At 61.9% G+C, this 22,911-nt stretch carries 17 protein-coding genes, 2 tRNA genes and 2 pseudogenes; 17 read left to right on the forward strand and 4 right to left on the reverse strand.

All coding sequences use genetic code 11. The features are described 5' to 3' along the window. From ACJMKX_RS00005 to ACJMKX_RS00045, 9 genes and pseudogenes are all read left to right on the forward strand, one after another. On the forward strand, positions 1-2,948 hold a 2,948-nt coding region (locus ACJMKX_RS00005), incomplete at its 5' end, for a Calx-beta domain-containing protein (RefSeq protein WP_405219684.1). 682 nt (positions 2,949-3,630) lie between these two features. Beyond that, positions 3,631-3,723, forward strand: a pseudogene (locus tag ACJMKX_RS00010) (PEP-CTERM sorting domain-containing protein); the annotation flags it as partial. Positions 3,724-3,859: 136 nt separating this feature from the next. Continuing rightward, positions 3,860-5,275 carry a glutamate--tRNA ligase gene (gltX, locus tag ACJMKX_RS00015; RefSeq protein ID WP_405219687.1) on the forward strand — a complete coding sequence of 472 codons (1,416 nt, stop codon included), beginning with the start codon at positions 3,860-3,862 and terminating at the stop codon, positions 5,273-5,275. Positions 5,276-5,385: 110 nt separating this feature from the next. Next, positions 5,386-5,461: transfer RNA gene (locus tag ACJMKX_RS00020), tRNA-Ala, on the forward strand. A 15-nt stretch (positions 5,462-5,476) separates the two neighbouring features. Beyond that, positions 5,477-5,552 (forward strand) — tRNA-Glu (locus tag ACJMKX_RS00025). A gap of 309 nt (positions 5,553-5,861) precedes the next feature. After that, positions 5,862-7,004, forward strand: coding sequence for a radical SAM protein (locus ACJMKX_RS00030; protein WP_405219690.1), 1,143 nt, complete (start codon positions 5,862-5,864; stop codon positions 7,002-7,004). Positions 7,005-7,109: 105 nt separating this feature from the next. Next, complete coding sequence (locus tag ACJMKX_RS00035) at positions 7,110-7,676, forward strand: GNAT family N-acetyltransferase (RefSeq protein WP_405219693.1); 567 nt, start codon at positions 7,110-7,112, stop codon at positions 7,674-7,676. Beyond that, positions 7,663-8,610, forward strand: coding sequence for a formyl transferase (locus ACJMKX_RS00040; protein ID WP_405219696.1), 948 nt, complete (start codon positions 7,663-7,665; stop codon positions 8,608-8,610). The genes ACJMKX_RS00035 and ACJMKX_RS00040 overlap by 14 nt, the downstream gene beginning before the upstream one ends. Further along, entirely contained in the window at positions 8,597-9,466 is an 870-nt protein-coding gene (locus tag ACJMKX_RS00045) for a cupin-like domain-containing protein (protein ID WP_405219699.1), read from the forward strand. The genes ACJMKX_RS00040 and ACJMKX_RS00045 overlap by 14 nt, the downstream gene beginning before the upstream one ends. Here ACJMKX_RS00045 and ACJMKX_RS00050 read toward each other — a convergent pair. Then, positions 9,426-10,562 carry a GNAT family N-acetyltransferase gene (locus ACJMKX_RS00050; protein WP_405219702.1) on the reverse strand — a complete coding sequence of 379 codons (1,137 nt, stop codon included), beginning with the start codon at positions 10,560-10,562 and terminating at the stop codon, positions 9,426-9,428. The genes ACJMKX_RS00045 and ACJMKX_RS00050 overlap by 41 nt on opposite strands. Positions 10,563-10,960: 398 nt before the next feature. Here ACJMKX_RS00050 and ACJMKX_RS00055 point away from each other — a divergent pair, with 398 nt between their 5' ends. The 7 genes and pseudogenes from ACJMKX_RS00055 (at position 10,961) to ACJMKX_RS00085 (ending at position 17,621) form a co-directional block, all read left to right on the forward strand. Then, positions 10,961-11,638 carry a PEP-CTERM sorting domain-containing protein gene (locus ACJMKX_RS00055; protein ID WP_405219705.1) on the forward strand — a complete coding sequence of 226 codons (678 nt, stop codon included), beginning with the start codon at positions 10,961-10,963 and terminating at the stop codon, positions 11,636-11,638. A 441-nt stretch (positions 11,639-12,079) separates the two neighbouring features. Further along, positions 12,080-12,526, forward strand: a complete 447-nt coding sequence (locus ACJMKX_RS00060; protein ID WP_405219708.1) for a PEP-CTERM sorting domain-containing protein — start codon at positions 12,080-12,082, stop codon at positions 12,524-12,526. 243 nt (positions 12,527-12,769) lie between these two features. Then, the gene (locus tag ACJMKX_RS00065) at positions 12,770-13,339 is read left to right on the forward strand and encodes a C-type lectin domain-containing protein (protein WP_405219711.1); all 570 of its coding nucleotides are present in this window, start codon (positions 12,770-12,772) and stop codon (positions 13,337-13,339) included. A gap of 870 nt (positions 13,340-14,209) precedes the next feature. Further along, positions 14,210-14,293: pseudogene (locus ACJMKX_RS00070) on the forward strand (PEP-CTERM sorting domain-containing protein); the annotation flags it as partial. Between the two features lie 169 nt (positions 14,294-14,462). Further along, positions 14,463-15,599: an acyl-CoA dehydrogenase family protein gene (locus ACJMKX_RS00075; protein ID WP_405219714.1), complete on the forward strand. Its 1,137-nt coding sequence runs from the start codon at positions 14,463-14,465 to the stop codon at positions 15,597-15,599. A gap of 12 nt (positions 15,600-15,611) precedes the next feature. Next, on the forward strand, positions 15,612-16,820 hold the full coding sequence (locus tag ACJMKX_RS00080; RefSeq protein WP_405219716.1) for an acyl-CoA dehydrogenase family protein: 1,209 nt from the start codon (positions 15,612-15,614) through the stop codon (positions 16,818-16,820). 168 nt (positions 16,821-16,988) lie between these two features. Continuing rightward, entirely contained in the window at positions 16,989-17,621 is a 633-nt protein-coding gene (locus ACJMKX_RS00085; RefSeq protein ID WP_405219719.1) for a PEP-CTERM sorting domain-containing protein, read from the forward strand. A gap of 151 nt (positions 17,622-17,772) precedes the next feature. Here the strand turns inward: ACJMKX_RS00085 and bfr are convergent, their stop codons facing one another. The 3 genes from bfr to ACJMKX_RS00100 form a co-directional block, all read right to left on the reverse strand. Next, positions 17,773-18,255, reverse strand: coding sequence for a bacterioferritin (gene bfr, locus ACJMKX_RS00090; protein ID WP_405219722.1), 483 nt, complete (start codon positions 18,253-18,255; stop codon positions 17,773-17,775). 151 nt (positions 18,256-18,406) lie between these two features. Further along, positions 18,407-18,628, reverse strand: coding sequence for a (2Fe-2S)-binding protein (locus ACJMKX_RS00095; RefSeq protein ID WP_405219725.1), 222 nt, complete (start codon positions 18,626-18,628; stop codon positions 18,407-18,409). 143 nt (positions 18,629-18,771) lie between these two features. Next, the gene (locus ACJMKX_RS00100; RefSeq protein WP_405219728.1) at positions 18,772-21,078 is read right to left on the reverse strand and encodes a TonB-dependent receptor family protein; all 2,307 of its coding nucleotides are present in this window, start codon (positions 21,076-21,078) and stop codon (positions 18,772-18,774) included. Between the two features lie 277 nt (positions 21,079-21,355). Between ACJMKX_RS00100 and prsR the strand changes: the two genes are divergently transcribed. Continuing rightward, complete coding sequence (gene prsR, locus ACJMKX_RS00105; RefSeq protein ID WP_405219730.1) at positions 21,356-22,738, forward strand: PEP-CTERM-box response regulator transcription factor; 1,383 nt, start codon at positions 21,356-21,358, stop codon at positions 22,736-22,738. Positions 22,739-22,911: the final 173 nt, after the last annotated feature.

Consider the following 22,911-nt stretch of genomic DNA (forward strand, 5'->3'; position numbering starts at 1 on the left):
CCGGTGTCGCCGGGACCGTCGACTTCGCGCCCGGCGAGACCGCCGCGACGGTCACGGTAGTCGTGGTCGGGGACACGCTCGACGAGGTCGACGAAACGGTTACGCTCGCGGTCTCCAGCCCGGTCAACGCCGATCTGGGCGATGCCGACGGCGCTGGCACCATCCTGGATGACGACGCGCCGCCGGCGCTCACTATCGCCGACGCGGCGGTGAGCGAAGGAGACGCCGGCAGTGTGGCTCTGAGCTTCGGCGTGAACCTTGATGCTCCTTCAGGCCGGGTGATCTCTGTTGCCTACGCGACCGCGGACGGGACGGCCTCTGGCGGCGACGACTACACGGCGGCCTCGGGTACTCTGACCATAGATCCGGGTCAGACTGCGGCGACGATCGAGGTCGAGGTTCTCGCGGACACGCTCGACGAAGCGGACGAGACGCTGACCGTCACCCTGAGCAACCCGGATGCGGTCACGCTGGCGGACACCGAGGCCACCGGCACCATCCAGGATGACGATGATTCGCCGACGGTTTCCATCGCCGATGCCTCTCTCGTCGAGGGTGACTTCGGTTCGGCCCCGATGATCTTCACCGTTACTCTCGATGCGGCATCGGGCCGGACCGTGACGGTGAATTACGCGACGGCCGACGGCTCCGCCACCGCCGGCGAGGACTACACCGCGACAGCAGGGACGCTGACCTTCGACCCGGGCATCACAGATCAGACGATCGACGTGCCCGTCATCGGCGATACGGTGGCGGAGAGCGACGAGACCTTCACCGTCACGCTGTCCGCTCCTGCGAACGTGACATTGGTCGATGCCGAGGCGACGGGCACTATTCAGGACGACCAGGATGGCGGCGGTGGTCCTGTCTCCGGCTTAAGCCAGCGACCTGCCAACACCACCTGCCTGGCGGGGGACGCACCGTCCCAGCTGACGGTTATTGACACCGCCGTCGCGTTCCCGAGTTTGCCGGCCATCAGCCAGCCGATCGCACTGCGCCAGCTGCCCGCCGACACGAGTCACTGGTATCTCGCCCAGAAGGGCGGGGTCATCGTCCGCTTCGAGAACCGGGCGGATGTGGCCAGCCTGACGACATTCGTGGACATCGACGCCCGGGTGAGTTCCGGCGCGAACGAGGCCGGCCTGCTGGGCATGGCCTTCCATCCGGACTTTGCGACCAATGGCGAGGTGTATCTCTCCTACACTGCCAGCGGACTCACCTCCCGCATCTCCCGCTTCACCAGCCCGGACGGCGGCGTGACGCTCGATCCGAACAGCGAGGACATCCTCCTGACGCTAAACCAACCGTACAGCAACCACAACGGCGGCAATATCCTGTTCGGCCCGGACGGTTACCTGTACATCGGCTTCGGGGACGGCGGCAGCGGCGGCGATCCGGGTGATCGCGCCCAGAACACGACCAATCTGTTCGGCGCCATGCTGCGCATCGACGTGGACACTGGCAGCCCGTATGGCATCCCCTCGGATAATCCATTTGCTGCCAACGCGAGCTGCACCATCGGTTCGGGCAGCGACGCCTGCCCGGAAATCTACGCTTGGGGCTTCCGTAACCCCTGGCGCTGGAGCTTCGATGCGGGCACCGGCGAGCTCTGGGTGGGCGATGTCGGCCAGAACTCCTGGGAGGAAGTGGACATCGTTGAGCTGGGCGGTAACTACGGCTGGCGTTGTCGCGAAGGCGCCCACGACTACAATACATCCGGCGTTTGTCCGGACGGCCTCATCGACCCGGTGATCGAGTACGACCATGGCGTCGGGAATTCAATCACCGGTGGCTATGTCTATCGGGGCAGTGCGATTCCCGAGTTGGTGGGCCGCTACGTCTTCGCCGATCTGAACGGCAAGATCTTTGCCTCGGTGTCGGATGGTACCGGCGGCTACGGCTACGAGACTCTGCTCGCCACGGGCAACTCCATCGTCTCCTTCGCGGAGGATGAGAACGGCGAGTTGTTGTACCTGGACTATGGCGCCAGTACCGTGCGGCGCATCGTCCAGGCCGGCGGCAGCTCAACCGGGACGGTAGCGGACCAGCTCTCGCAGACGGGTTGTGTGGATCCGACGGACCCCACCCAGCCGGCATCGGCGCTGATTCCCTATGCGCCGATTGCGCCGTTCTGGTCTGACGGGGCCGCCAAGGAGCGCTGGTATTCCTTGCCGGACGGCGCGACCGTCGACGTGGACACCGAGAGCGACTGGGTATTCCCGATCGGCTCTGTGATTGTGAAGAACTTCCGCCTGGCTGGCGACCTCATCGAGACCCGGCTCTTCATGCGCCATAACGGCGGCGGCTGGGCCGGTTACACCTACGAGTGGAACGACACCCAGACCGAGGCCACGCGCGTGGTCGGTGGCAAGACAACGGACATCGGCGGTCAGACCTGGATTTACCCGAGCGAGGCGGAGTGCCTGGAGTGCCATACTCAGGTTGCCGGGTTCACGCTTGGGCTGGAGCACGCTCAGCTGAACAGCGAGCTGACCTATCCCTCGACCGGGATAACTGCGAACCAGTTGGTCACGGCGGATGAGATCGACGTGCTGACGGCGCCGCTGGCCGCCACGCCGGCGAACCTCCCGCGCCTGGCGGATCCGGCGGACCCCTCGGCGCCGCTGGACGAGCGGGTGCGGGCATATCTGCATACGAATTGCGCGAATTGCCACCAGCCGAATGGGCCCACGCCGTCCAATATGGACTTGCGCTATTCGACCCCGCTGGCCGACACGAATACCTGTGACGTTGTGCCGCTGCAGGGTGATCTCGGTATCGCCGATGCGCGGATTATCGCGCCGGGGGATGCTGCACGGTCGATTCTGGTGGTGCGGGCCAATCGGCGGGATGTGCATGGGATGCCGCCGTTGGGGAGCAATGAGGTCGATATTCAGGGAGTTGAGCTATTGAGCAATTGGATTAATTCTCTTACCGCGTGTCCCTGAGTGCTGATGCGGTAGCGATGGGGACGGTCGGCAGCGCTGGATAAACTTCTGTTCTCCGGGTCGCCAAGTGTCGGCAAGCTTTACACAAAGATATTGATCAGCATATATGGGAGAAAAAAAACCGTTCAATTTCAGGCGATTGAGTTTTTGGCACGGACATTGCTTCACGGGAGCGTAAGAGCGTTAGTCATCTGAGTTCAGTTGAATAGCGCGGTTAGGAAGAATTGAGCGAGTGAAAACCATGAACGTAATAACGAAAGCTATAAGTCTCTTGGCGCTTTTCTGTCTGGCAGGAACAGCGGCCGGAGACCCGATCTACGGCGGGGAGGACACTTTAAAGGGCGAGACTAACGATCTCGATTGCGGTAACGGCTCCAATCCGAAAGCTGAGGCGTGCTGGGCCGAGACGGTCCTTGGCCTCGAAGCGGGATCGTTGGACTTTACGATCAAGGAAGAGACTGTCACCTATCAGTACGATGCTGACAATGGTGTAATATTTTTCGATCTCCTAAGCTCTCCAGAGTTTTACATAATAAAAAACACGTCTGACAACTGGGCACTGTTTCTGAATAATGACTCGAATGAATACGGTGCCTTTAATGCTAGTAGTCTTGAACTCGAGGGGTGGAACCTCAGGACAACCGGCGAGGGCCAGTTTACGATCAGCCATGTGACCGAGTTCAATGGATCTGTGCCGGAGCCTGGTACGTTGGCATTGTTGGGACTGGGGTTGGTTGGCGTCGGGATAGTCCGCAGGCGCAAAATGGTTGTTTGACAGCTACCAGCACTAACTCGATTTGCTCGAAGCCCCGGCAGCGCCGGGGCTTTTTTTTGTTTTCGTATGCAGGTGGGGTACGAAGAGCTTTCTATGTGGTTTTCGCGGCGAGCTGCACGTGTAGAATCCGGGCGTTATGAAAGTACGCACCCGCTTCGCCCCCAGCCCTACCGGTACCCTACACATCGGCAGTGTCCGTACGGCGCTCTTTTGCTGGCTCTACGCTCGCCACCACGCTGGCCAGTTCGTGCTGCGCATCGAGGACACGGACAAGGAGCGATCCACCCCGGAGAACGTGGACGCCATCCTGGACGGCATGGCCTGGCTCGGCCTGAACGCCGACGAGGGGCCGTATTTCCAGAGCCAGCGCACGGAGCGCTACGAGGAGGTGATCGAGCGCTTCCTCGACGAGGGCCATGCTTACCGTTGCTACTGCACGAAAGAGGAGCTGGAGGAGCTCAGGGCGGAGCAGACGCGCAAGGGCGTCAAGACCCGCTACGATGGCCGCTGCCGGTCCCGGACGGAGCCCCGGGAGGGGGTAAACCCGGTCATCCGCTTCAGGAATCCCCTTGAGGGCGTGGTTGTGGTCGACGACAAGGTTCGCGGCCGGGTTGTCTTCCAGAATGCCGAGCTGGACGATCTCATCATCGCCCGCTCCGACGCCAGCCCCACCTACAATTTCACCGTGATCGTCGACGACCACGACATGGAGATCACCCATGTCATCCGCGGCGACGATCATCTGAACAATACGCCCCGGCAGATGAACATGCTCCGGGCCATGGGCGTGGAGCCACCGGTCTATGCCCACCTGCCCATGATCCTGGGCGAGGACGGGGCGAAGCTCTCCAAGCGCCATGGGGCGGTGGACGTACGGGAATACCGGGCCGAGGGGTACCTGCCCGAGGCGCTGCTGAATTACCTTGTACGCCTGGGCTGGTCCCATGGCGATCAGGAAGTGTTCACTGTCGATGAGATGATCGAGCTATTCGACATCGCCGACGTAAATCACTCGGCTTCCGCCTTCAATCCGGAGAAGCTGCGGTGGCTGGACCAGCAGCACATCATCGCCATGCGGCCGGAGGAGCTGGGACATCGATTGCTGCCGTATCTGCGGCAGGCCGGCCTGGACGTCGAGAATGGCCCGGATCCCGTGAACGTCGCCAGGGCGTACCGCGAACGGGCAGACACGTTGCTTCACATGGCCGCGAGCGCCCGTTACTGCTACGAGGACTTCGAGGAGATCGAGCCGAAATCGGCCAGAAAACACCTGCGGCCGGTCGTGCTGGAACCGTTGAAGGAAGCACGGAGCCGTCTGGCGGAGCTCCTGGACTGGACCGAGGACGCGATCAGTCAGGTTATTAATGAGAGTGCGGAGGCCCATGGCATCAACATGGGTAAGCTGGGGCAGCCGATCCGAGTAGCCGTGACCGGCGTGCCGGTGTCACCGCCAATCGACGTGACGGTGGCATTGATCGGCCAAGAGCGGACGCTGGCGCGGCTCGATCACGCCATCCATCTGATCGAAGCTCGGGCGGCCGCGCAAGCCTAGCTTGAGGACTGAGTCGGTCTTGATTTTTCGACGTTTTTTCGGGCTAAGGTGTTGATTCGGCGGCTTTCCTTGACACGCTGTGAGGGGTGCCTTAAAGTTCCGCGCTTCGTGGGGCCATAGCTCAGCTGGGAGAGCGCTTGCATGGCATGCAAGAGGTCGGCGGTTCGATCCCGCCTGGCTCCACCAAAGTCACTTCCGAGTGTCCCCATCGTCTAGAGGCCTAGGACACCGCCCTTTCACGGCGGCAACCGGGGTTCGAATCCCCGTGGGGACGCCATCCCTTACAGGGTGTATTCCGGTCTGGTGGGAAACGCGAGCCAGTGTGATGCCTGCCTCTGTAGATCAGCGTTAGAGACCGGGACAATCCATCTCACCCAGCGGACCGCTCATCCTGCAGAGCAGCCGGAAGCAAGTCCGGCAGTGCTCACCGGCACGGGTTCTTACTCAAATCTGCGACTCCTTCGGCCTCCCCGTCGGGAAGAAATTTCCTATACTTAAGTCGGACAGCGCATGGATTTTTATGGCGTGCCAACTGGATTTCCGCTCGGGATCTGCTGAGTCCGAGTCCTGACGGAGCGTAAGAGCAATGTATACAAAGCTCAAGAACGTGCTGTACTCGACCTCGCAGCTACTCAAGGAAGGCGCGGGTGAGTCCCTGAGGTCGCGCTCGTTCCAGGCCCGGGACGCGCTGGTTTTCCTCACTTACCGCTGCACCAGCCGTTGTGTCGGCTGCAACATGTGGCAGCGCTGTGAGGAGCCCGGCGATGAACTGAGCTGGGACGAATGGCAGCCGATTCTGGCGGACCTCGCGGATTCCGGCATACGGAAAGTCGAGCTGTTCGGCGGGGACGCCCTGCTACGCAAAGAACTGCTTATCGAGACGGTGCGATTCTGCCGTAAGCATGACATCTACACTTTCTTCCCCACCAATTCGCTCGGCCTGACCGAGAAGACCGCACGGGACCTGGTTGAGGCCGGCCTGAACCATGTCTATCTTTCGCTGGATGAATTGCCGGAGTTCGACGGTGCGATCCGGGGCATCAAGCGTCATTCCGACAAAGTCCTGCGAGCTTTCGAATGGCTGCGTGCGGCGCGAGGCGACGGTCGGTTTCCGCGGCTCGATTTCATTACCACGGTTTCAGCGAGCAACTGGCGCAGCTTGCCGGCACTGCTTGCATTGTCGAGTGAGCGCGGCGCGGATGCCCATCATCTCTGGGCGATGAGCGAGTTTACTAAGAAGGCCGTGAGTGCTTCTCCCGTCAACGGTGTCGTACCGAATCCGTATTTCATGTCCTCGGATGGCACCTCGCACCGGTTGTCACGGGCGGATGCCGCAGAGCTGTGGCAGATGCTCCGCGAGATTCGCGCAAACAGTGACCAGTACGCGCCGATGGACGTGAAGATGGAGACCATGGAGCACCTGGACCCGGCTGCACTCGCAAGCCTCGAGTTTCCGCGGCAGAAGTGTGTGTCCTGCACTAATGTCGTCGTGCTCTCACCGTATGGCGATGTGATGCCCTGTCCCTACTATGGTAATTACGCGCTTGGTAATCTCCGCGACGTGTCGCTGGCGCAGACTTGGGGAAATGTGGCACATCGGGATTTCGCACGGCTTCAGCAGCGCCACGAACTGCCGATCTGCGACCACTGCAGCCTGAAATTCGTCCATCGGCCTTTCTCGGCGGTGGTGCGCAACGAGGCGCGCCGCGTGCGAGAGCGGTTGCTGTAGTTGGCCCTGGTGCGATCTGAAGGGCCTCGATTGGGTACGCTGCGAAGTCTGGCAGGCAGGGCGAGACGCGCCTGGGGCCGCGTTTTCGAGTTCAAGGGCGGTCTCATGCTTGGCTCAACCGCCGAATCTGATGCTTCCGTCAGTGAGGTCCAGTCCGTGCCCGGGTTCACGGAGATCGTTGCGCCCGAACAGGCTGCACTATCGCCGTCGCTCGTGGCCCGCAGGCGAGGGAATGACCACCGACTGTACGCTATCGCGGACAAGGGGCGAGTCTGCGCTTACGGCTGGGTGTCGGGCCCCGGGCAGGAGGTTCGGGTTCTGCATGCGCTGACATTCACCGTACCCCCGCGGTGCATCTACATCTGGGATTGCCTCACCTTGCCCGAGGAGCGGAATCGCGGTCGGTACAAGGCGCTGCTCCGCGGGATGCTCTCGACGGTGCCTGAGGCGGGGACTGCCTATGTCGCGGTCGATCTGGGTAATACGGCATCGCGACGGGCGCTGGAGAGAGTCGGATTTCGCCCGCTGTTCAAGTACTTCGGCATGAAACTGTTCGGTAGCCCGGTGTTTGCGCTGGCTTACGACGATGGCCGCATCCTCCGAGCGCAGTCGGCGTTTGACCATATTGGGACGAAAGCTGCCGGGATGGATTCTGTGCATGGAAATGCGTGAATTGCGCGTTGTCGTAATCGTCAGCACCGATCCGTCGGACCTGTTCTTCGCCAACCAACTCGCGCGGCGCTTCGCGCTGGCCGGGATTCTGCTCGAGCACCAGCGGGATGCGCCTGACCGTCGGCCGAGGTGGCGGAAGCTTCTGGGCCTGCTTGGGAGGCCCCGGGAGTTGTCCGCTCGCTTGGTGGAGTTCGTATCCGGCCGCTGGCATCGCTGGGTCTCCCGGAACCTGCTGGGTGTGCAGTCGTCCGACTTTGGAGAGGAAGGGCGGCGCCTCGACCCGGCGCTCGACGTGCCGGTAAAGCGTATCGAGGGCACAGGTCGATTGAACGACCCCGAATGCGTCGAATGGCTGCGAGGGCGACGTCCGGATCTGGTGGCAGTATGTGGTGCATCGTTGCTCAAGCCGGAGATGCTGTCCGTGCCATCTCATGGGGTTTTGAATCTTCATGGCGGGCTCGCTCAGTATTATCGGGGGCTGTTCACTACCGACTGGGCCATCCTTGAGAATGAACCGGAGAAGGTCGGCGCGACGGTGCACTTCGTATCGCCAGGCATCGACGATGGTGGCGTCGTGTTTCAGGGCCGGCCGCACCTCGAGCTTGACGACCACCCCAACCGGGCTTACGAGAAAGTGGTGAAACTGGGCGTCGAGATGATGAGCACGGCCATCCGTGCCATCGCGAACGGCGAGCTGCATCCCTGTCCGGAGCCGCCACGCGGGCGCCTGTGCCGCGCCAGGGATTTTACATATGCCAACCACCGCCGGCTCTGGCGACAGTGGCGCCGCGTCATGGCAACATATGATGCAGACAAGCAACGGCGGGATGCGTCGGTCGCTGATTCGCTGATCAATCCCTTCGAGGAATCGGTGAATCGAGTTGAGTGGTCTGAAGAGAAACCCGCCGGAGGCAGAACGAATGGATCTATTTGATCTGGCCGGACCCGAGCAGATCGAGCTGGCAGAATTCCCGACCGAGCGGGATGGGCTGCTACCTTACCTGCGTGCGCGCAAGCCTGTGTTGCTGAATGGCGTACGGGAGCATTTGCCCTGTGCGCGTGATTGGAATTATGAGTATTTCCGTCGACGGCTCGAGAGCATCCGCATTCAGCGCCCGTCCGCGGACGGAATCTACCACTATCTGGGCTTTCAGCGCATTCCCTTGGCGGAGTTCGACGAGCTGCTGCATGGCACCGGAGACGGGTACGCACTCGAGCCTCTGAAGGGGCGGGGCGTAGCGCAGTCTTTCCCGGAAGATCTGCGGGTGGATCTGCCTGCATTCGTGCCCGAGGAAGGATTCCGGGTGTCCAACCTGTATGTAGGGCCGGGGGGTAACCGCTCCCTGCTGCACTACGACGAAACCCACAGCCTGCTGATGATGATGGAGGGCCGCAAGCGCTTCATCCTGTTTCCGCCGAGCCAGAGCGGGCTGATGTATCCCTACAGCTTCTTTAATGTCCGTGCCTTACTCGAGAACAGGGTAGTGGATAGTCGTGTTGACTGTTCGGCGCCCGATTTCGAGCGCTTCCCCGGGCTGAAGCGTGCACGGGGCATAGCGGGCTGGCTGGAGGACGGTCAGGCACTCTTCATTCCGGCGGGTACCTGGCATTACATCGAGGCCGAGGGCCTCAACGTCTCGGTGAATTTTTTCTGGCTAGAGAATCGGCTGCGGGACTGGATGCAGCGGCCGCTGATCGACTTCTGGTTCAAGCGGCGTGCCATCGACGGGCTCGACATGGCGCGTCGCGTCAAGCACGCGATCGATCGTCGCCGCGAAGCAACGACCTGACTTTCCTGAGCGGCGGAAGCACGTTGTACTCGAGATGATACAGGGCTCGTCCCTTCAGCCCGCGGGGATAGAATTCCGCATCGTAGGTGATGCGTGCATCGTCCGTGAGGTTGTTAAGGTACCAGTAGTTGTCGGCGCAGCTGTCGTAAGTCTCGATAGTCGGATCGGTGAAGATCGCTTCCAGGGCACGGTATTCGACTACGGAGCCGGGTGACAGCTCACGCCATGATTCGTCGAAATCCGCGCGTATCGGGTAGGTGATGCCGCCGGCTTGGATGTGGAGTTCATAGGCCACCGGGCGGCCGTCCACGCGGGCCAGCCACGCTTCGGCGTCGCCACGGGGGCCAAGGTAGTCCAGGAGGCGTCTCAGGAATGTTTGCCCAACCTGGTTAGAGCCGAGGTCGTTGCCGACCTGCACCTTCCAGCTGTTCCGTGAGACGGTGACTATCTCGTCGAATAGGGGATCCGTGCCGGACCTGAGCGGCATGCGCTCGACCGTTGCACCGGGCTCTGCTTCGAATTTACGGACTTTCCTCAGCGTATTTCGTCGATACTTGCGTGATCGACCCTTGAGGTGTTCTTCCCAATTGCCCATGGCGGAGAGCATTGGTGTTCGGACTGTCTCGTTGATGCCTACCCGACCGAACTGCCGGCCAGCACCTTCCAGCCACGCCAGCAGGCGGCTATCGGCCGAAATGCGCAGGACCAGCACTAGTTCGATGTCCGGCGTGGCCAGAATAGCCCGGCCAATTTCATCCAGTTCAGCAGGTGTCAATTCTCCGTGGAGTAGGGCGTTCCACCATGGTGAATGGCCGTTTGCCATCGTGACCAGCGTGCGGGTAGACACACCCCGGATGCGCCTGAGCTCGACGTACATCGGCACAATCGCGCGTAGTCCTTCGTCGGTCTCGAAAACGTGAATACAGAGCTGGCGCGTGTGGTCTTTCCGCGTCGAGTCGCCGAACGCGTACCACCACGCCGAGAACCACTCCCAACTGAGCGGTAGCTGGGGACGTGGCTGAGTCGCCAGCAGCGATCCCCAGGCGAGCTTCAGGTCTGCGAAATCATCGTCGCGCTCGACGATCCGATGTCTCATTCTTGTGAATTTGCTCAGTGTTCAGGGGCTGGTTGCTGAAGTCTGCTCGCCGGCGGTTGGGCTCCTGCCACGAACCAGAAAGGCTGCCGCCGCATCCGTGATTGTAGAGCACTTGACTGGATTCAGTGACTGGAAGGGCCGCTCGCTCGATTGTAATGAGCGGATTGACCATATTCACTCAATCACGGACGAGGAGCTGGAAGATTTCTATCAGCTGCATGCCAGGAGATTCACCCGCGTGTTGAGGAGAGTATTCCGAGTGTCGATGCTCTTTACTGTTGAATGACCATGGTTATTGGGGAAAGTCGTTAACTTTATGATTCAACAAATTTTTTCTAATCTTGGCATCGCTCTTGCACATGCATCGTTGGATAAGGGCATCGCAAAGGACTTATGTAATGGATAACAGGTTTTTCGGATTGGCCGCTGCCGCCATTCTCGCAACGGCGTTGGCCGGCGCCGCCAGAGCAGACGTAATCAACATCGACTCAGGTCCGGGCAACGAGGAGCAATGCCTGGTCTTTGCAACGGACACCGCGTGCGAGACCGTAGCAATCGATGCGCACCCTCTTTGGCAGGAGAACGGGCCGGAAGGCAGCGCTGCTGTCTGGGTTTCCTACGCCGACACCGGTTATCAGGGCGACGCCACCACGCCGGACGACTCGACAGACAACCCGGTGTTTATCCTCGTCGAGGAGTTTGAGGTGGCGTCTGACAGCGTGCTGGATTTCTTGATCTGGGCTGACGACACGGCGAGAGTCGTTCTGAGTGGCGTGGATGGCGTCATCGCAAGTATCGACCCGAACTTCAGCCAGAATATTTGCGCGGACGGCTCGATTGGCTGCGAAGAAGATGAGTGGGGTCAGTTGCTGGCGGACCTCTCGGCTGGCAGTTACCAGATCACGATGGAGATATTCCAGGTCGGGACCGGCGAGACCACGACCAATAACCCGTTCGGCGTTCTCTACACGGGCACCGTTAGCTCAGTGCCCGAACCAGGTACGCTGGCGCTGCTGGGGATGGGCATGATTGGTATGGGTATCGCGCGTCGTCGGCGCCGTGCTACCAGTAGTTAGCAGCACGCGAGCTTCTCGTTCGCCTTTTGCGTTTTGTCGGCCGGTCCCTTTCAGGGGCCGGCCGTTTCTTTTTGGGGCGAAGTGGCCCAAGGACCATCTGTAGGTTGTCGAGGTAATATACATGTCGCTCGGACCAGCGGCTGGTAGCCTTTTGGCGTTCGGCGGCCAGGCAATGGCAGATCCGATAGAGGCTGGTGACTTCGGCGGCGGTAGTACGGCTGACTTTGCCGGTTTCGGTGGCGGAACGCCCTATACGGCGTATTCCGATCTCGGCGAGGAGGAGATCGGTACTTTCTCGATACGCACCGTTAACGATACGAACGGCAATAGTGTTACGGGCGTCGGCGTCACAGGGGGACTACCGGCGAGATCGATATCGGGCAGGGTATCGTCTGCAATTCGAATAACGCAGTTGTCATCGGCGAGATTGTCGTATCTCTGTTGTTTGACGGTGATGAATTCGAGGATTTCGGCGAGATTGCGGTAATCTCGGCGCTGATCGGCAACGACCTGGTCACCGGCGAACTGCGAACCACCGCTGACGACGGCATTGCCATTTGGGACTTTGGCGGGGAGACGACGATAACTGCGATCGATCCCGCGGTCATTAACGGAGCCGCCGTCTGGAGCATTACCGACGCGTTCGGTAATGCGGCCATGTCCAGCCTGACGTTCGGAGCGACGCAGGGGCCCTGCTTCGAGGAGACGGGCAGCAAGTGCACGAACCAATCCGACTATAACCTGGTGCGGATCACGGCAAGCGTACCGGAGCCCGGCACCCTGGCTCTGCTCGGTCTCGGGCTGTTCGGGGCGTCGCGAGACGGCGAAAGGTCTGAGATCTCTCTTCCATATTCTCGCAAAGCCCCGCATCGCGGGCTTTTTTGTTAGCGATAACGCCTGACGGGGGGACGGTTCCGCGAAGGACTTTTTTCTTCACCAAGAATGAATTGCAGGAGGCAAAGGTTGTCGGTAGCCCTGATAGACAAGGCCCCGGATGTCAGCTTTCTTTACAGGAAAATCATTCGAACCCTCGCGCGATCAATGAAATCAGATAGTTAGAGATTGGCATGTGCTTTGCATCGATTACCATAATTCGGTGCGTGTGATGCGCCGACAGGGAGGTTGACGACTATGACAGAGTGGCTCAGGCGTATTTCAGTGGGTGCGGCGTTCGGACTGATAGGGCTTTCAGCGCAGGCGGATCCCATCGTGACAGGCGTTGAGGGAGGCTTCGAGTTCGGTGTGGTCGATGCCGAGGGTATTACCTGGAGCGGCGCAGATGCAGCGGCCGATAGCCTCGGTGATGGATGGACTCTCGCGTCCATCACTTCGCAGGACGAGTTCGATCTGATTGTGTCGCTGCTGCCGTCTGCGCCTGCGAACCGCACCCATTACTGGATCGGTGGTACCGATTTCGCGGACGAAGGGACGTGGGTCTGGATCGACGGTGAGTCATTTGGCCCGTACGAAGCCTGGTGGGGCGGCGAGCCGAACAACTCCGGTGACGAGGACTATCTCGCTATGGACTTCAGGAGTGATAGTCCTAGTGGCTGGGGTTGGAACGATGCGCCTGATGGTGTGTCTTCTATCGTTCCCGTCGGAGGCTTTGTGGTCAAGCGCTCTGTCCCTGAGCCCGGTACGCTTGCCCTTCTCGGTCTCGGCCTCGTCGGAGTGGGTGTAGCCCGTCGCCGCAAGGCTTGACGACAACCACTGTTTTGGTATTTGCTGCTTCGAAGCCCCGCACTGCGGGGCTTTTTTTGGTCTTGTTGCTTCGACGGGAAAAGGAGATCGATCCCGCTACGCTTCGATGCTCGCCGTCGATGGGACAAACCGGACCAAGATGCGTGGGTATGTTGTCGAACAGATTTACAGACCCGTCGGATCGTTGGGCCGAGCGATTCGACGGGTCTGCAAACAATTGCCCGCGTGGGTTTAGAGTTCCCAAATACAGACTGGCATGATCCTTGCTTTACTTGGGTTGATAGAAGGGTACCAACGGGATGACCAAGCGATTATCAGGGTCATCGGTCTTGTAACCCTCGGTTGCTTGGGCTTTGGTAAGGGAGAAAGCCGTTGTTGAATGTTAAGAACGCGGTGTTGGTGGCGGTCCTCATGATGATCGGCGCGTTCGGCACCGCGAACGCGGACATCATTACCCTTGAGGACGAAACCGAATTCACACCGACTGGAACAGATTCGCCGGAAGACTACGTTGACCACAAGTGCGGGGACGTCAACTACATCGGTTGCGGGCTGCTTGGGACGGGAGATTTCGTTACCTGGGATCACCTCTTCCAGTTCGATCCTGCGGCTGAGGAGATTCTGTCTGGCCTCCTTACCGTGACGATTCGTGATGACGAGCGAAAGGACTGCGGCTTGTTCTTGTCTGGTTGCGAGTTCGCATTCGGATTCGACGAAACCGGTGAGTGGGCGATAGGCGAAGTCGACACCGGGTCGTACGATTTCGATGTCGCTGTAGGACATCTCGCGGACGGGAGCTATCGCGTGACAGTAGGATCGCTGCTGGGGGACTTCTACCTCGTACGGTCGGTTCTGACCATCGAGTACGTCGCCAGTGTTCCCGAGCCTGGCACTCTTGCGCTGTTGGGGCTTGGTCTCCTTGGTGTCGGGGTCGCTCGGCGACGTAAGGCTTGATCGGCATCGTCTCGATATTTGCTGTCTTGAAGCCCCGCATCGAGGGGCTTCTTTTTGTGTAGGAGGACCTTCAGGCCCGATTATTTTGAGGAATCGGGCCTGAAGGCCCTCCTACATCCCCCATCCCCAATCTGCTACATTCCTCCCCAGCCAACGGGGAGGAAGCACCATGAATTTCGAGTTTTCCGAAGACCAGGAAATGCTGCGCCAGGAGGCGCGCAAGTTCCTGAGCGAGCAGTGCGGGCCTGAGACGGTTCGCGGCGTGCTCGACGGCGACGCCACCCACGACGAGAAGCTGTGGCAATCCATCATGGAGATGGGCTGGACCGCGACGGCGCTGCCCGAGGCTTACGGCGGCTTCGGCATGGGCTATCTGGAGCTCTGCGTCATCGCCGAGGAACTCGGCCGGGCGGTCGCGCCGGTGCCGTTCTCGAGCGCGGTGTATCTGGCCGGTGAGAGTCTCCTCGCCGCCGGTAGCGACGCGCAGAAGGGCGAGTGGCTGCCGAAGCTTGCCTCGGGCGAGTCCATCGGCACTCTGGCGCTGGCGGAGACGCCCGGCGCAGTCACGGCTCGCAAGACCCGGGCGAAGGTCGAGAACGGGAAGCTCACCGGCACTAAGACGCCGGTGCCGGACGGCAGTATCGTGGACTACGCCGTGGTGGCGGCAAAGGATGGGCAGGGCGCATCGCTGTACCTGGCGGATCTCTCCGACGCCGGCGTGACCCGCGAGACGCTCGCCACGGTGGACCCGGCGCGGGATGCGGCGGCGCTCACCTTCGAGGACGTGCCCGTGGAGCCGCTGGGCCAGCCCGGCAAGGGCCTCGAGTACCTTGGCCGCGTGCTGGACCGGGCCGCCGTGCTGGTGGCGTTCGAGCAGCTGGGCGGGGCGCAGGCGGCGCTGGAGATGGGCGTGACCTACGCGAAGGAGCGTTTCGCCTTCGGCCGGCCCATCGGTTCGTTCCAGGCCATCAAGCACCGCCTGGCGGAGATGTTCGTGTCGCTGGAGCTGGCGCGCTCTAACACCTATTACGGCGCCTGGGCGCTGTCTACGGGGGCGGACGAGCTGCCCGTGGCGGCGGCGACGGCGCGGGTAGCGGCCTCCCAGGCCTTCTACGAGTGCGCCCGGGAGAATACCCAGGTGCACGGCGGCATGGGTTTCACCTGGGAGGGCGACTGCCACCTCTATTACCGGCGCGCGAAGCTCCTGAACCTGGTGCTGGGCGGCGAGCGCGTGTGGAAGGACAAACTCATCCAGCGGCTGCAGGCCCGGCGCGAGCCGGAGGCTACGACGCTGAACGCGGCCTGAGGAGGGAGCGACATGGATTTCAACGACACACCCCAGGAAGCGGAATTCCGCGCCGAGGCCCGCGAGTGGCTGAAGGCCAACCGGCCGGACCTCGACCTGTCGAAGGTGCACTACAAGCGTGACCTGACGCCGTTCAAGGACTGGCAGGCGACCAAGTTCGACGCCAACTGGGCCTGCCTCGGCTGGCCGAAGGCGGCCGGCGGCCGCGGCGCGAAGCCCATCGAGCAGGTGATCTGGTCCCAGGAGGAAGGCGACATCTCCATGCTCTCCGGGCCGTTCATCATCGGCATCGGCATGGCGGGCCCTACCATCATGCGCCACGGCACCGACGAGCAGAAGGCGCGGTACCTGAAGCCGATGGCCCGGGGCGACGAAATCTGGTGCCAGCTCTTCTCCGAGCCGGCGGCGGGCTCGGACCTCGCCGGCATCCGCACCCGCGCGGTGAAGGACGGCGACGAATGGGTGGTGAGCGGCCAGAAGATCTGGACCTCGTTCGCGCACGTTGCGGACTTCGCCATCCTGGTGCTGCGCACGGACCCCACGGTGCCTAAGCACCAGGGGCTGACGTATTTCATCCTGGACATGAAGTCGCCGGGCATCGAGGTGCGGCCCATCAAGCAGGTGAGCGGCGAGTCGGACTTCAACGAGGTGTTCCTCACCGACGTGCGTATCCCGGATGCGAATCGTCTCGGCGACGTGGGCGAGGGCTGGAAGGTGTCCATGACCACGCTGCTGAACGAGCGGCTGAGCGTGGGCGCGGCCTTCCCGTCGAACTTCGACGACATCCTGGAGATGGCCAACCGGATGGAAGGCGCCGACGGCGCGCTGATCGAGGACGGCGCTGTGCGGGATCGGCTCGCCGACTGGTTCGTGAAGTCGAACGGACTCGAGTACACCGGCTACCGGATGATCTCGGCGCTGTCCTCGGGCAAGACGCCGGGTGCGGAGGCCTCGATGACCAAGCTCGTGCTCGGCCGCGGGCGTCAGGATATCGCGTCGTTCGCCATGGATCTGCAGGACATGGCGGGGATGATCACGGACCCGGAGCAGGCGCCGCTGGAGGCGCTGTTCCAGCGCTCGTTCTTTCGCTCGATCGGCAATCGGGTGGAGGGCGGCACGGACGAGATCCTGCTGAACATCATCGGCGAGCGGGTGCTCGGTCTGCCGCCGGATGTGCGGGTGGACAAGGACGTGCCGTTTAGTGAGATTCCGACGGGGTAGGTGCCGCGGTTAGAGTGTCGGAAAATATGACATTCCTGGGATGCACCTGATCTGAAATCATTAAAAAAATAAGAAAAACAATATCTTGTATTATTGGCACGGGATTTGCTTTGTTTGTGATGAACGCTTGTAAACCTGCTTCCCCGATTGATCAAAGGATTGATGGACATGAAATCGAAACTTTTGGCTGTCTCAGCCATGGTCTGTTTAGGACTGACGGGCGTCGCGCACGCAGACATTATCGACTTTACAGATGGCGGGTGGTCATCCGGTGCTGAGCGGGACATCGATGGACTGGGCGTCACTATCGTGGCGAGCGGTGGCACTCTCAGGCAATACCCGTACGACGGTGGCGATAAGGACGACTGTGACGCCTACGGTTTGGTCTGCAGATCAGATGGCATCGGTATCCGCGATGACGAAGTTACGTTTGGGGATACTGAGCGACTGGTCGTCAGCTTCTCCGAGTCGGTGGATATTGTAGAGCTGATTTTTCTTGATCTGTTCGCCTACAGCGGCAGCGATCCGACTCCGGAGTTCGTGGGTTTTACCGTGTACAGCAGTGGTGACACTGGCTCTTATGCTGGTACCGCGTCCGACGATGGTATCGGCTTTTTCGCTGGCACGGATGAGTTCGGCAACGTGACTTCGATCGAATTCTACGCGCTGGATCCCAGCCACTCCGATTTCGCTTTGGCCGGAATAAGGACCGCGAGTGTACCGGAGCCCGGGACGCTAGCCCTGCTTGGTCTTGGCTTGGTCGGTCTTGGGTTTGCGAGGCGGCGAAGCGCGGCTGGCTGAATCGAGTCGATTGATCTGCGGGAAAGGCGGCCCAAGTGGCCGCCTTTTTCGTTCGCCGAACGAAAAACCCCGGCTCTCGGCCGGGGTTCTTGTAGGAGGGCCTTCAGGCCCGATCCATTATTCAGTCGGGCCTAAAGGCCCTACGTGAGGTTCAACCTTCCGCGCCTTCCCCGATCTGGCTCTGGATGTAATTCTGCAGCCCGGTCTTCTCGATCAGCCCCAGCTGGGTTTCCAGAAAGTCCACGTGCTCCTCCTCGGACTCGAGGATGCGCTCGAAGATCTCCCGGGAGACGTAGTCCTTCACACCCTCGCAGTATTCGATCGCCTCGCGCAGGTCCGGGATGGCGTCCATCTCCAGCGCGAGATCAGCCTCGAGGATCTCCTGCACGTTCTCGCCGATCCTGAGCTTGCCCAGGTCCTGCAGGTTCGGCAGACCCTCGAGGAAGAGGATGCGCTCGATGAGGGTGTCGGCGTGCTTCATCTCGTCGATGGACTCGCCGTACTCGTAGTCACCCAGGCGGTGCAGGCCCCAGTCCTTCAGCATGCGGGAGTGCAGGAAGTACTGGTTGATGGCCGTAAGTTCGTTCTTCAGCGTCTTGTTCAGATGCTGGATGACAGTGGTATCGCCCTTCATGATGTTCCTCGTCCTTAGGTTGGCGTTGTGTCAGGCGAGGATTCTAACGAAACGACGGCCCGGGCGCGATTCGAGAGGCGCAGATGGGAATGTAGGAGGGCCTCCAGGCCCGATCGTTGGAATGAATCGGGGCTAAAGCCCCTCCCACAGCCTAGCCGGCAGGCGCCGGCTCGGGACGCCAGCGCCCCACCGGCGCAGGAGCGGCGGTGGAGGGCGCGCAGCGGGCGATGATGGCCTCGGCGTCTTCCTGGCAGCTGCCGCAGCAGGAGCCTACGCCGATGTGGTCCTTGAGGTCATAGAACGTCTGCGCGCCGTCCTTGACGGCTTTTTCGATCTGGCGATCGGTGATGGCTTGGCAGATGCAGACATACATGCTTTTACACCTCTAAACGCGATACTAAGCGCGAATGCGAATGATTGTCAATTACGTACATACCGAAATGTGAGGGTGACCCCCTCCCGCACCCGGCGAGGTAGCAGCAGAACCGGGTGCGGAAGGGAGCCGTGCGCCAAACGTCAAATATCCCACGTAAACCCAATAAACGCCGTCCGCGACCGCCCCGGCCGCAGCCCCGCCGGCCGCCGCGCCACCGCGTATTCCTTGTCGAACAGGTTGTCGACGCGGAAGGTGGCGCGGAGATCGGGGCGCACCTGCCAGCCGGCGGCGAGGTCCCAGATGACGAAGCTGTCGACGCCTTCGCGGGGCCCGAGGTCGCCGCTGCCGGCGGTGGTGCGGGTCTCGTCGGTGTAGCTGGCGGCGATGTCGAGGCTCCAGCGCTCGGCGGCCAGGCCGGCGGTCGCCCGCAGCTGGTGCTCGGGGATGTAGGGCAGCTCGTCGCCGGCCTCTACTTCGCCCCAGGGGTCGAAGCCGCTCTCGAAGCTGTTGTCGAACTCGGCGGTGGCGGTCCAGGTGTAGGCGAGCGAGAGCGGCATCTGGATGCCGTTACCCAAGCGGTTACCGAACGGCTCGTACAGGTTCCACGCGCCGGTGAGCTCGAGGCCGCTGACGGTGGCCTCGCCGCCGTCGAACTGGTCGCCGATGTTGCCGCTGCCGCCGGTGGAGGCGGTGACGGTGCCCACCAGGTTCTCGTAGTCGTTCACGAACCCAATCGCCTCGAAGCTGCGGCCGTTCTCGCCCCAGCGCACGCCGAACTCGTAGTTCCAGCTCTCTTCCTCGTCGGCCGTGGATCCCGGCCCCGGCGGGTTGAAGCCGCGGTGCACGCCGGCCAGCAGCCGCCAGTTCTCGCCGATGTGGTAGAGCGCGCCCATGCCCGGGATGAAGACGTCCACGCTGTTTTCGCGCACCCGGGTCGGGCCGATGGATCGGTCGGTGTTGTCGGTGGAGTAATCCTCGCGGACGAGGTCGATGGTCTCGTAGCGGAAGCCGGGGCTGAGCACCCAGTCGCCGACCGAGATCTCGGCGTTGACGAAGCCGGCCAGCACCTCCGCGGTGCTCACGCGGTTGGTGGCCGTGCCGGGCTCGGCGTCGGTGGTGAGCACCAGCAGGCCGTCTTCCATGCGGTAGCCGTCGTCGTCCTGGAAGCGGTCTTCCTCGTCCTCGTGGATGCGCAGGCCGAAGGTGAGGCCGATGTCGGCGCCGCCGACGGCCCAGTCATAGCCCACGCGGGCCTGGAGGCCCTGGGAGTAGTACTCCCGGTTGTTGTTGCGCTTCTCGAGCGCATCGTCGGCGCTGGTGGCGCCCTCCAGGATGGCGAGCTCGGCGGCATAGGTGCCGGGGTCCGACAGGATGCTGCTGATGCCGATGTCATTGACGCTGGAGAGCTTGTACCAGTTGCGCTCGAAGTCGTTGCGGTACGCCGTCACCTCGCCGTACCAGGGGCCGGTGGGGTCGATGGTCCAGGACAGCTGCACCTGGCGGTGGTTGGTGTCGATGACGTCGTTCTGGGACGCTGCGTAGCGCCGGTAGGGGTCCTCTGCGAAATCCTCGTCGGTGAGGCCGAGGTAGGTCTCGTCGGAGGCCTGTTCGGTGTAGCCGAGCTTCAGATCCAGGGACTGGTAAAGGTCCGACCCGGGAGCGCTGTTCACGCGGAACTTCGCCATGTAGTCCTGCAGACGGTAGCCGGCGTCGAAGTCGCGGGGCGCATCGATGGTTTTGAAGCCGTCCGTGTACTGCTGGGCCGTCTCCAGCAGCCAGCCGTAGCGCTCGGCCCGGTAGCCGTAGCGGGCGATGCCCTGCAGCGTGGTGTCTTCGCCAGCGCGCACCTCCAGGCGTCCGCCGGTGGCTGAGGGGATGGGGGTCGAGATCATGTTGATCGCGCCACCGATGGTGCGGGCGCCCACGCCGATGGAGGAGGGGCCCTTCAGGACTTCCAGCGCGTGCATGCGCTGCTGGGTCGGAAAGTAGTAGGCAGAGGGTGCCGAGTAGGGGGCCGGGGCGATCAGCACGCCGTCTTCGAGCAGCGCGATACGGCCGGAGCGGTCGAGGCCGGAGCCGCGGATGCCGATGTTCGGCCTGAGGCCGTAGCCTTCCTCTTCCTGCAGGTAGACGCCGGGAGCGGCGCGCAGCACCCGCATGATGTCGGCGTTGGCGAAAACCTCGAGGTCTTCCGGACTGAAATACTTGGCCGAGCCGGCGATGTCGGAGACCTGGTTCGGGTTACCGAGTATCGTGACGACGTCGATGACCTCGCCCTCGTCGGTGGTTTCCTGCGCGATCGCGGGAGTGGCGATCAGAGCGAGGGGGATGACTGCGCCGATGGCACCCTGTAGGAGGGCCTTCAGGCCCGATTTGAAAAAATGAATCGGGGCTAAAGCCCCTCCTACAGCCCCTCCTGCATGCTTCGAAGACGTCATTCGTGCCATTTCGGTTCTCGCTCCGTTCTGTGCGGTCGTATGTCCCCGGGCCTCTCGGCCCTGTCGATTGGGCGTAAACTAGATCAAATGAGAATCATTCGCAACCGTAAATCGTAAGCATTTATACCTACCGTTTTCGCTGACGCTCAGCGCGGCCCTCAATCGGGTCGTCTGTCCGACACTTCGCAGCCCCGAGTGTGATCTGGCCACTCCCAAGGCCCGCGGTGCCGTGGCACTATGCGTGATGGGCACGGAGGCACACAGTCAGACGGAGACCGATTGAGCCGTGAACGACACGCCGCGCAAGCTATTGATCGTAGAGGACGACCCGGGGCTGCAGAGCCAGCTCAAGTGGTGTTTCGAGGACTACGAGGTGCTAACGGCGGAGAACCGCTCGGACGCCATCGCGGAGCTCCGCCGCCACGAGCCCGCCGTCGTCCTGCAGGATCTCGGCCTGCCGCCGGACGCCGAGGGCGTCAGCGAGGGCATGGCGACGCTGGAGGAGATCGTCAGCCTGGCGCCTCATACGAAGGTGATCGTGGTAACCGGCCACGGCGACCAGGAGAACGCCGTCAAGGCGGTGGGCATCGGTGCCTACGACTTCTATCAGAAGCCGGTGGACACCGACACGCTGCGCCTGCTGGTCGACCGCGCCTTCCACATCTACGAGCTGGAGGCCCAGAACCGCCGCCTGATGAGCCAGGAGGGCGTCTCGCCGCTGGACGGGATCGTCGCGGCCAGCGAGGCCATGCTCCAGGTCTGTCGCATGATCGAGAAGGTGGCGCCCACGGACGTCTCCGTGCTGCTGCTCGGCGAGAGCGGCACCGGCAAGGAGTTGCTCTCCCGCGCGCTGCATTCGCTCAGCAACCGCAAGGACGAGCGCTTCGTTGCCATCAACTGTGCGGCCATCCCGGAGAACCTGCTCGAGTCCGAGCTGTTCGGCCACGAGAAGGGCGCCTTCACCGGTGCTCACAAGACCACCCCCGGCAAGATCGAGACCGCCAGCGGCGGCACGCTGTTCCTGGACGAGATCGGGGACATGCCCCTGCCGCTGCAGGCGAAGCTGCTCAGATTCCTGCAGGAACGGGTGGTGGAACGCGTGGGCGGCCGCGACGAGATCCCGGTGGACGTGCGCGTGATCTGCGCCACCAACCAGAAGATCTCGAATCTCATCGAGGAGGGCCGCTTCCGCGAGGACCTCTACTACCGCATCAGCGAGATCACCGTGAACATCCCGCCGCTGCGCGAGCGCGAGGGCGGCCGGCTGATCCTGGCGCGCAAACTGCTGGAGAAATACTCCAAGCAGCACAAACGCCCGCTGCGCGGCTTCAGCCAGGACGCCCAGGAAGCCATCCAGAGCCACAACTGGCCGGGCAACGTCCGCGAGCTCGAGAACAAGATCAAGAGCGCGGTCATCATGGCCGAAGGCAAGCAGGTGACCGCCGCCGATATGGGCCTGGGCGACAAGGTGGGCGCACAGCAGACGCTGAATCTCCGCGAAGTGCGCCAGGAGGCCGAGACCAAGGCCATCCGGCTGGCGCTGATCCAGACCTACGGCAACATCTCGCGTTCGGCAGAACTGCTGGGAATTACGCGGCCGACGCTGTACGACCTGCTGGATAAATACGGGTTGTCGGCGGATGGGTTTGCAAGAAAGAAGAGCGGGTAAAATCAATGTAGGAGGGCCTTCAGGCCCGACTGACTATCGCGGCTGAAGCCGCTCCTGCGCCGCTATCAACGCATATGGGACGAGTCGTCGCGCGGTGTTGTCGACGTCATTTACACCATTATGCCCGTTGTTTGTAAAATCCTATTAAATTCAGATAGTTGGTTGATTGGCAC

The organism is Lentisalinibacter sediminis (assembly GCF_040706615.1).
GTDB lineage: Bacteria > Pseudomonadota > Gammaproteobacteria > Steroidobacterales > Woeseiaceae > Lentisalinibacter > Lentisalinibacter sediminis.

Bases quoted from the DNA above. Each gene is read 5' to 3' on its own strand.
- ACJMKX_RS00085 (WP_405219719.1), top strand. From the start codon at position 16,989: ATGAAATCGAAACTTTTGGCTGTCTCAGCCATGGTCTGTTTAGGACTG.
- ACJMKX_RS00035 (WP_405219693.1), top strand. From the start codon at position 7,110: ATGCTTGGCTCAACCGCCGAATCTGATGCTTCCGTCAGTGAGGTCCAG.
- ACJMKX_RS00050 (WP_405219702.1), bottom strand. From the start codon at position 10,562: ATGAGACATCGGATCGTCGAGCGCGACGATGATTTCGCAGACCTGAAG.
- ACJMKX_RS00045 (WP_405219699.1), top strand. From the start codon at position 8,597: ATGGATCTATTTGATCTGGCCGGACCCGAGCAGATCGAGCTGGCAGAA.
- ACJMKX_RS00100 (WP_405219728.1), bottom strand. From the start codon at position 21,078: ATGGCACGAATGACGTCTTCGAAGCATGCAGGAGGGGCTGTAGGAGGG.
- ACJMKX_RS00080 (WP_405219716.1), top strand. From the start codon at position 15,612: ATGGATTTCAACGACACACCCCAGGAAGCGGAATTCCGCGCCGAGGCC.
- ACJMKX_RS00030 (WP_405219690.1), top strand. From the start codon at position 5,862: ATGTATACAAAGCTCAAGAACGTGCTGTACTCGACCTCGCAGCTACTC.
- ACJMKX_RS00040 (WP_405219696.1), top strand. From the start codon at position 7,663: ATGGAAATGCGTGAATTGCGCGTTGTCGTAATCGTCAGCACCGATCCG.
- ACJMKX_RS00075 (WP_405219714.1), top strand. From the start codon at position 14,463: ATGAATTTCGAGTTTTCCGAAGACCAGGAAATGCTGCGCCAGGAGGCG.
- bfr (WP_405219722.1), bottom strand. From the start codon at position 18,255: ATGAAGGGCGATACCACTGTCATCCAGCATCTGAACAAGACGCTGAAG.
- ACJMKX_RS00065 (WP_405219711.1), top strand. From the start codon at position 12,770: ATGACAGAGTGGCTCAGGCGTATTTCAGTGGGTGCGGCGTTCGGACTG.
- ACJMKX_RS00095 (WP_405219725.1), bottom strand. From the start codon at position 18,628: ATGTATGTCTGCATCTGCCAAGCCATCACCGATCGCCAGATCGAAAAA.
- gltX (WP_405219687.1), top strand. From the start codon at position 3,860: ATGAAAGTACGCACCCGCTTCGCCCCCAGCCCTACCGGTACCCTACAC.
- ACJMKX_RS00055 (WP_405219705.1), top strand. From the start codon at position 10,961: ATGGATAACAGGTTTTTCGGATTGGCCGCTGCCGCCATTCTCGCAACG.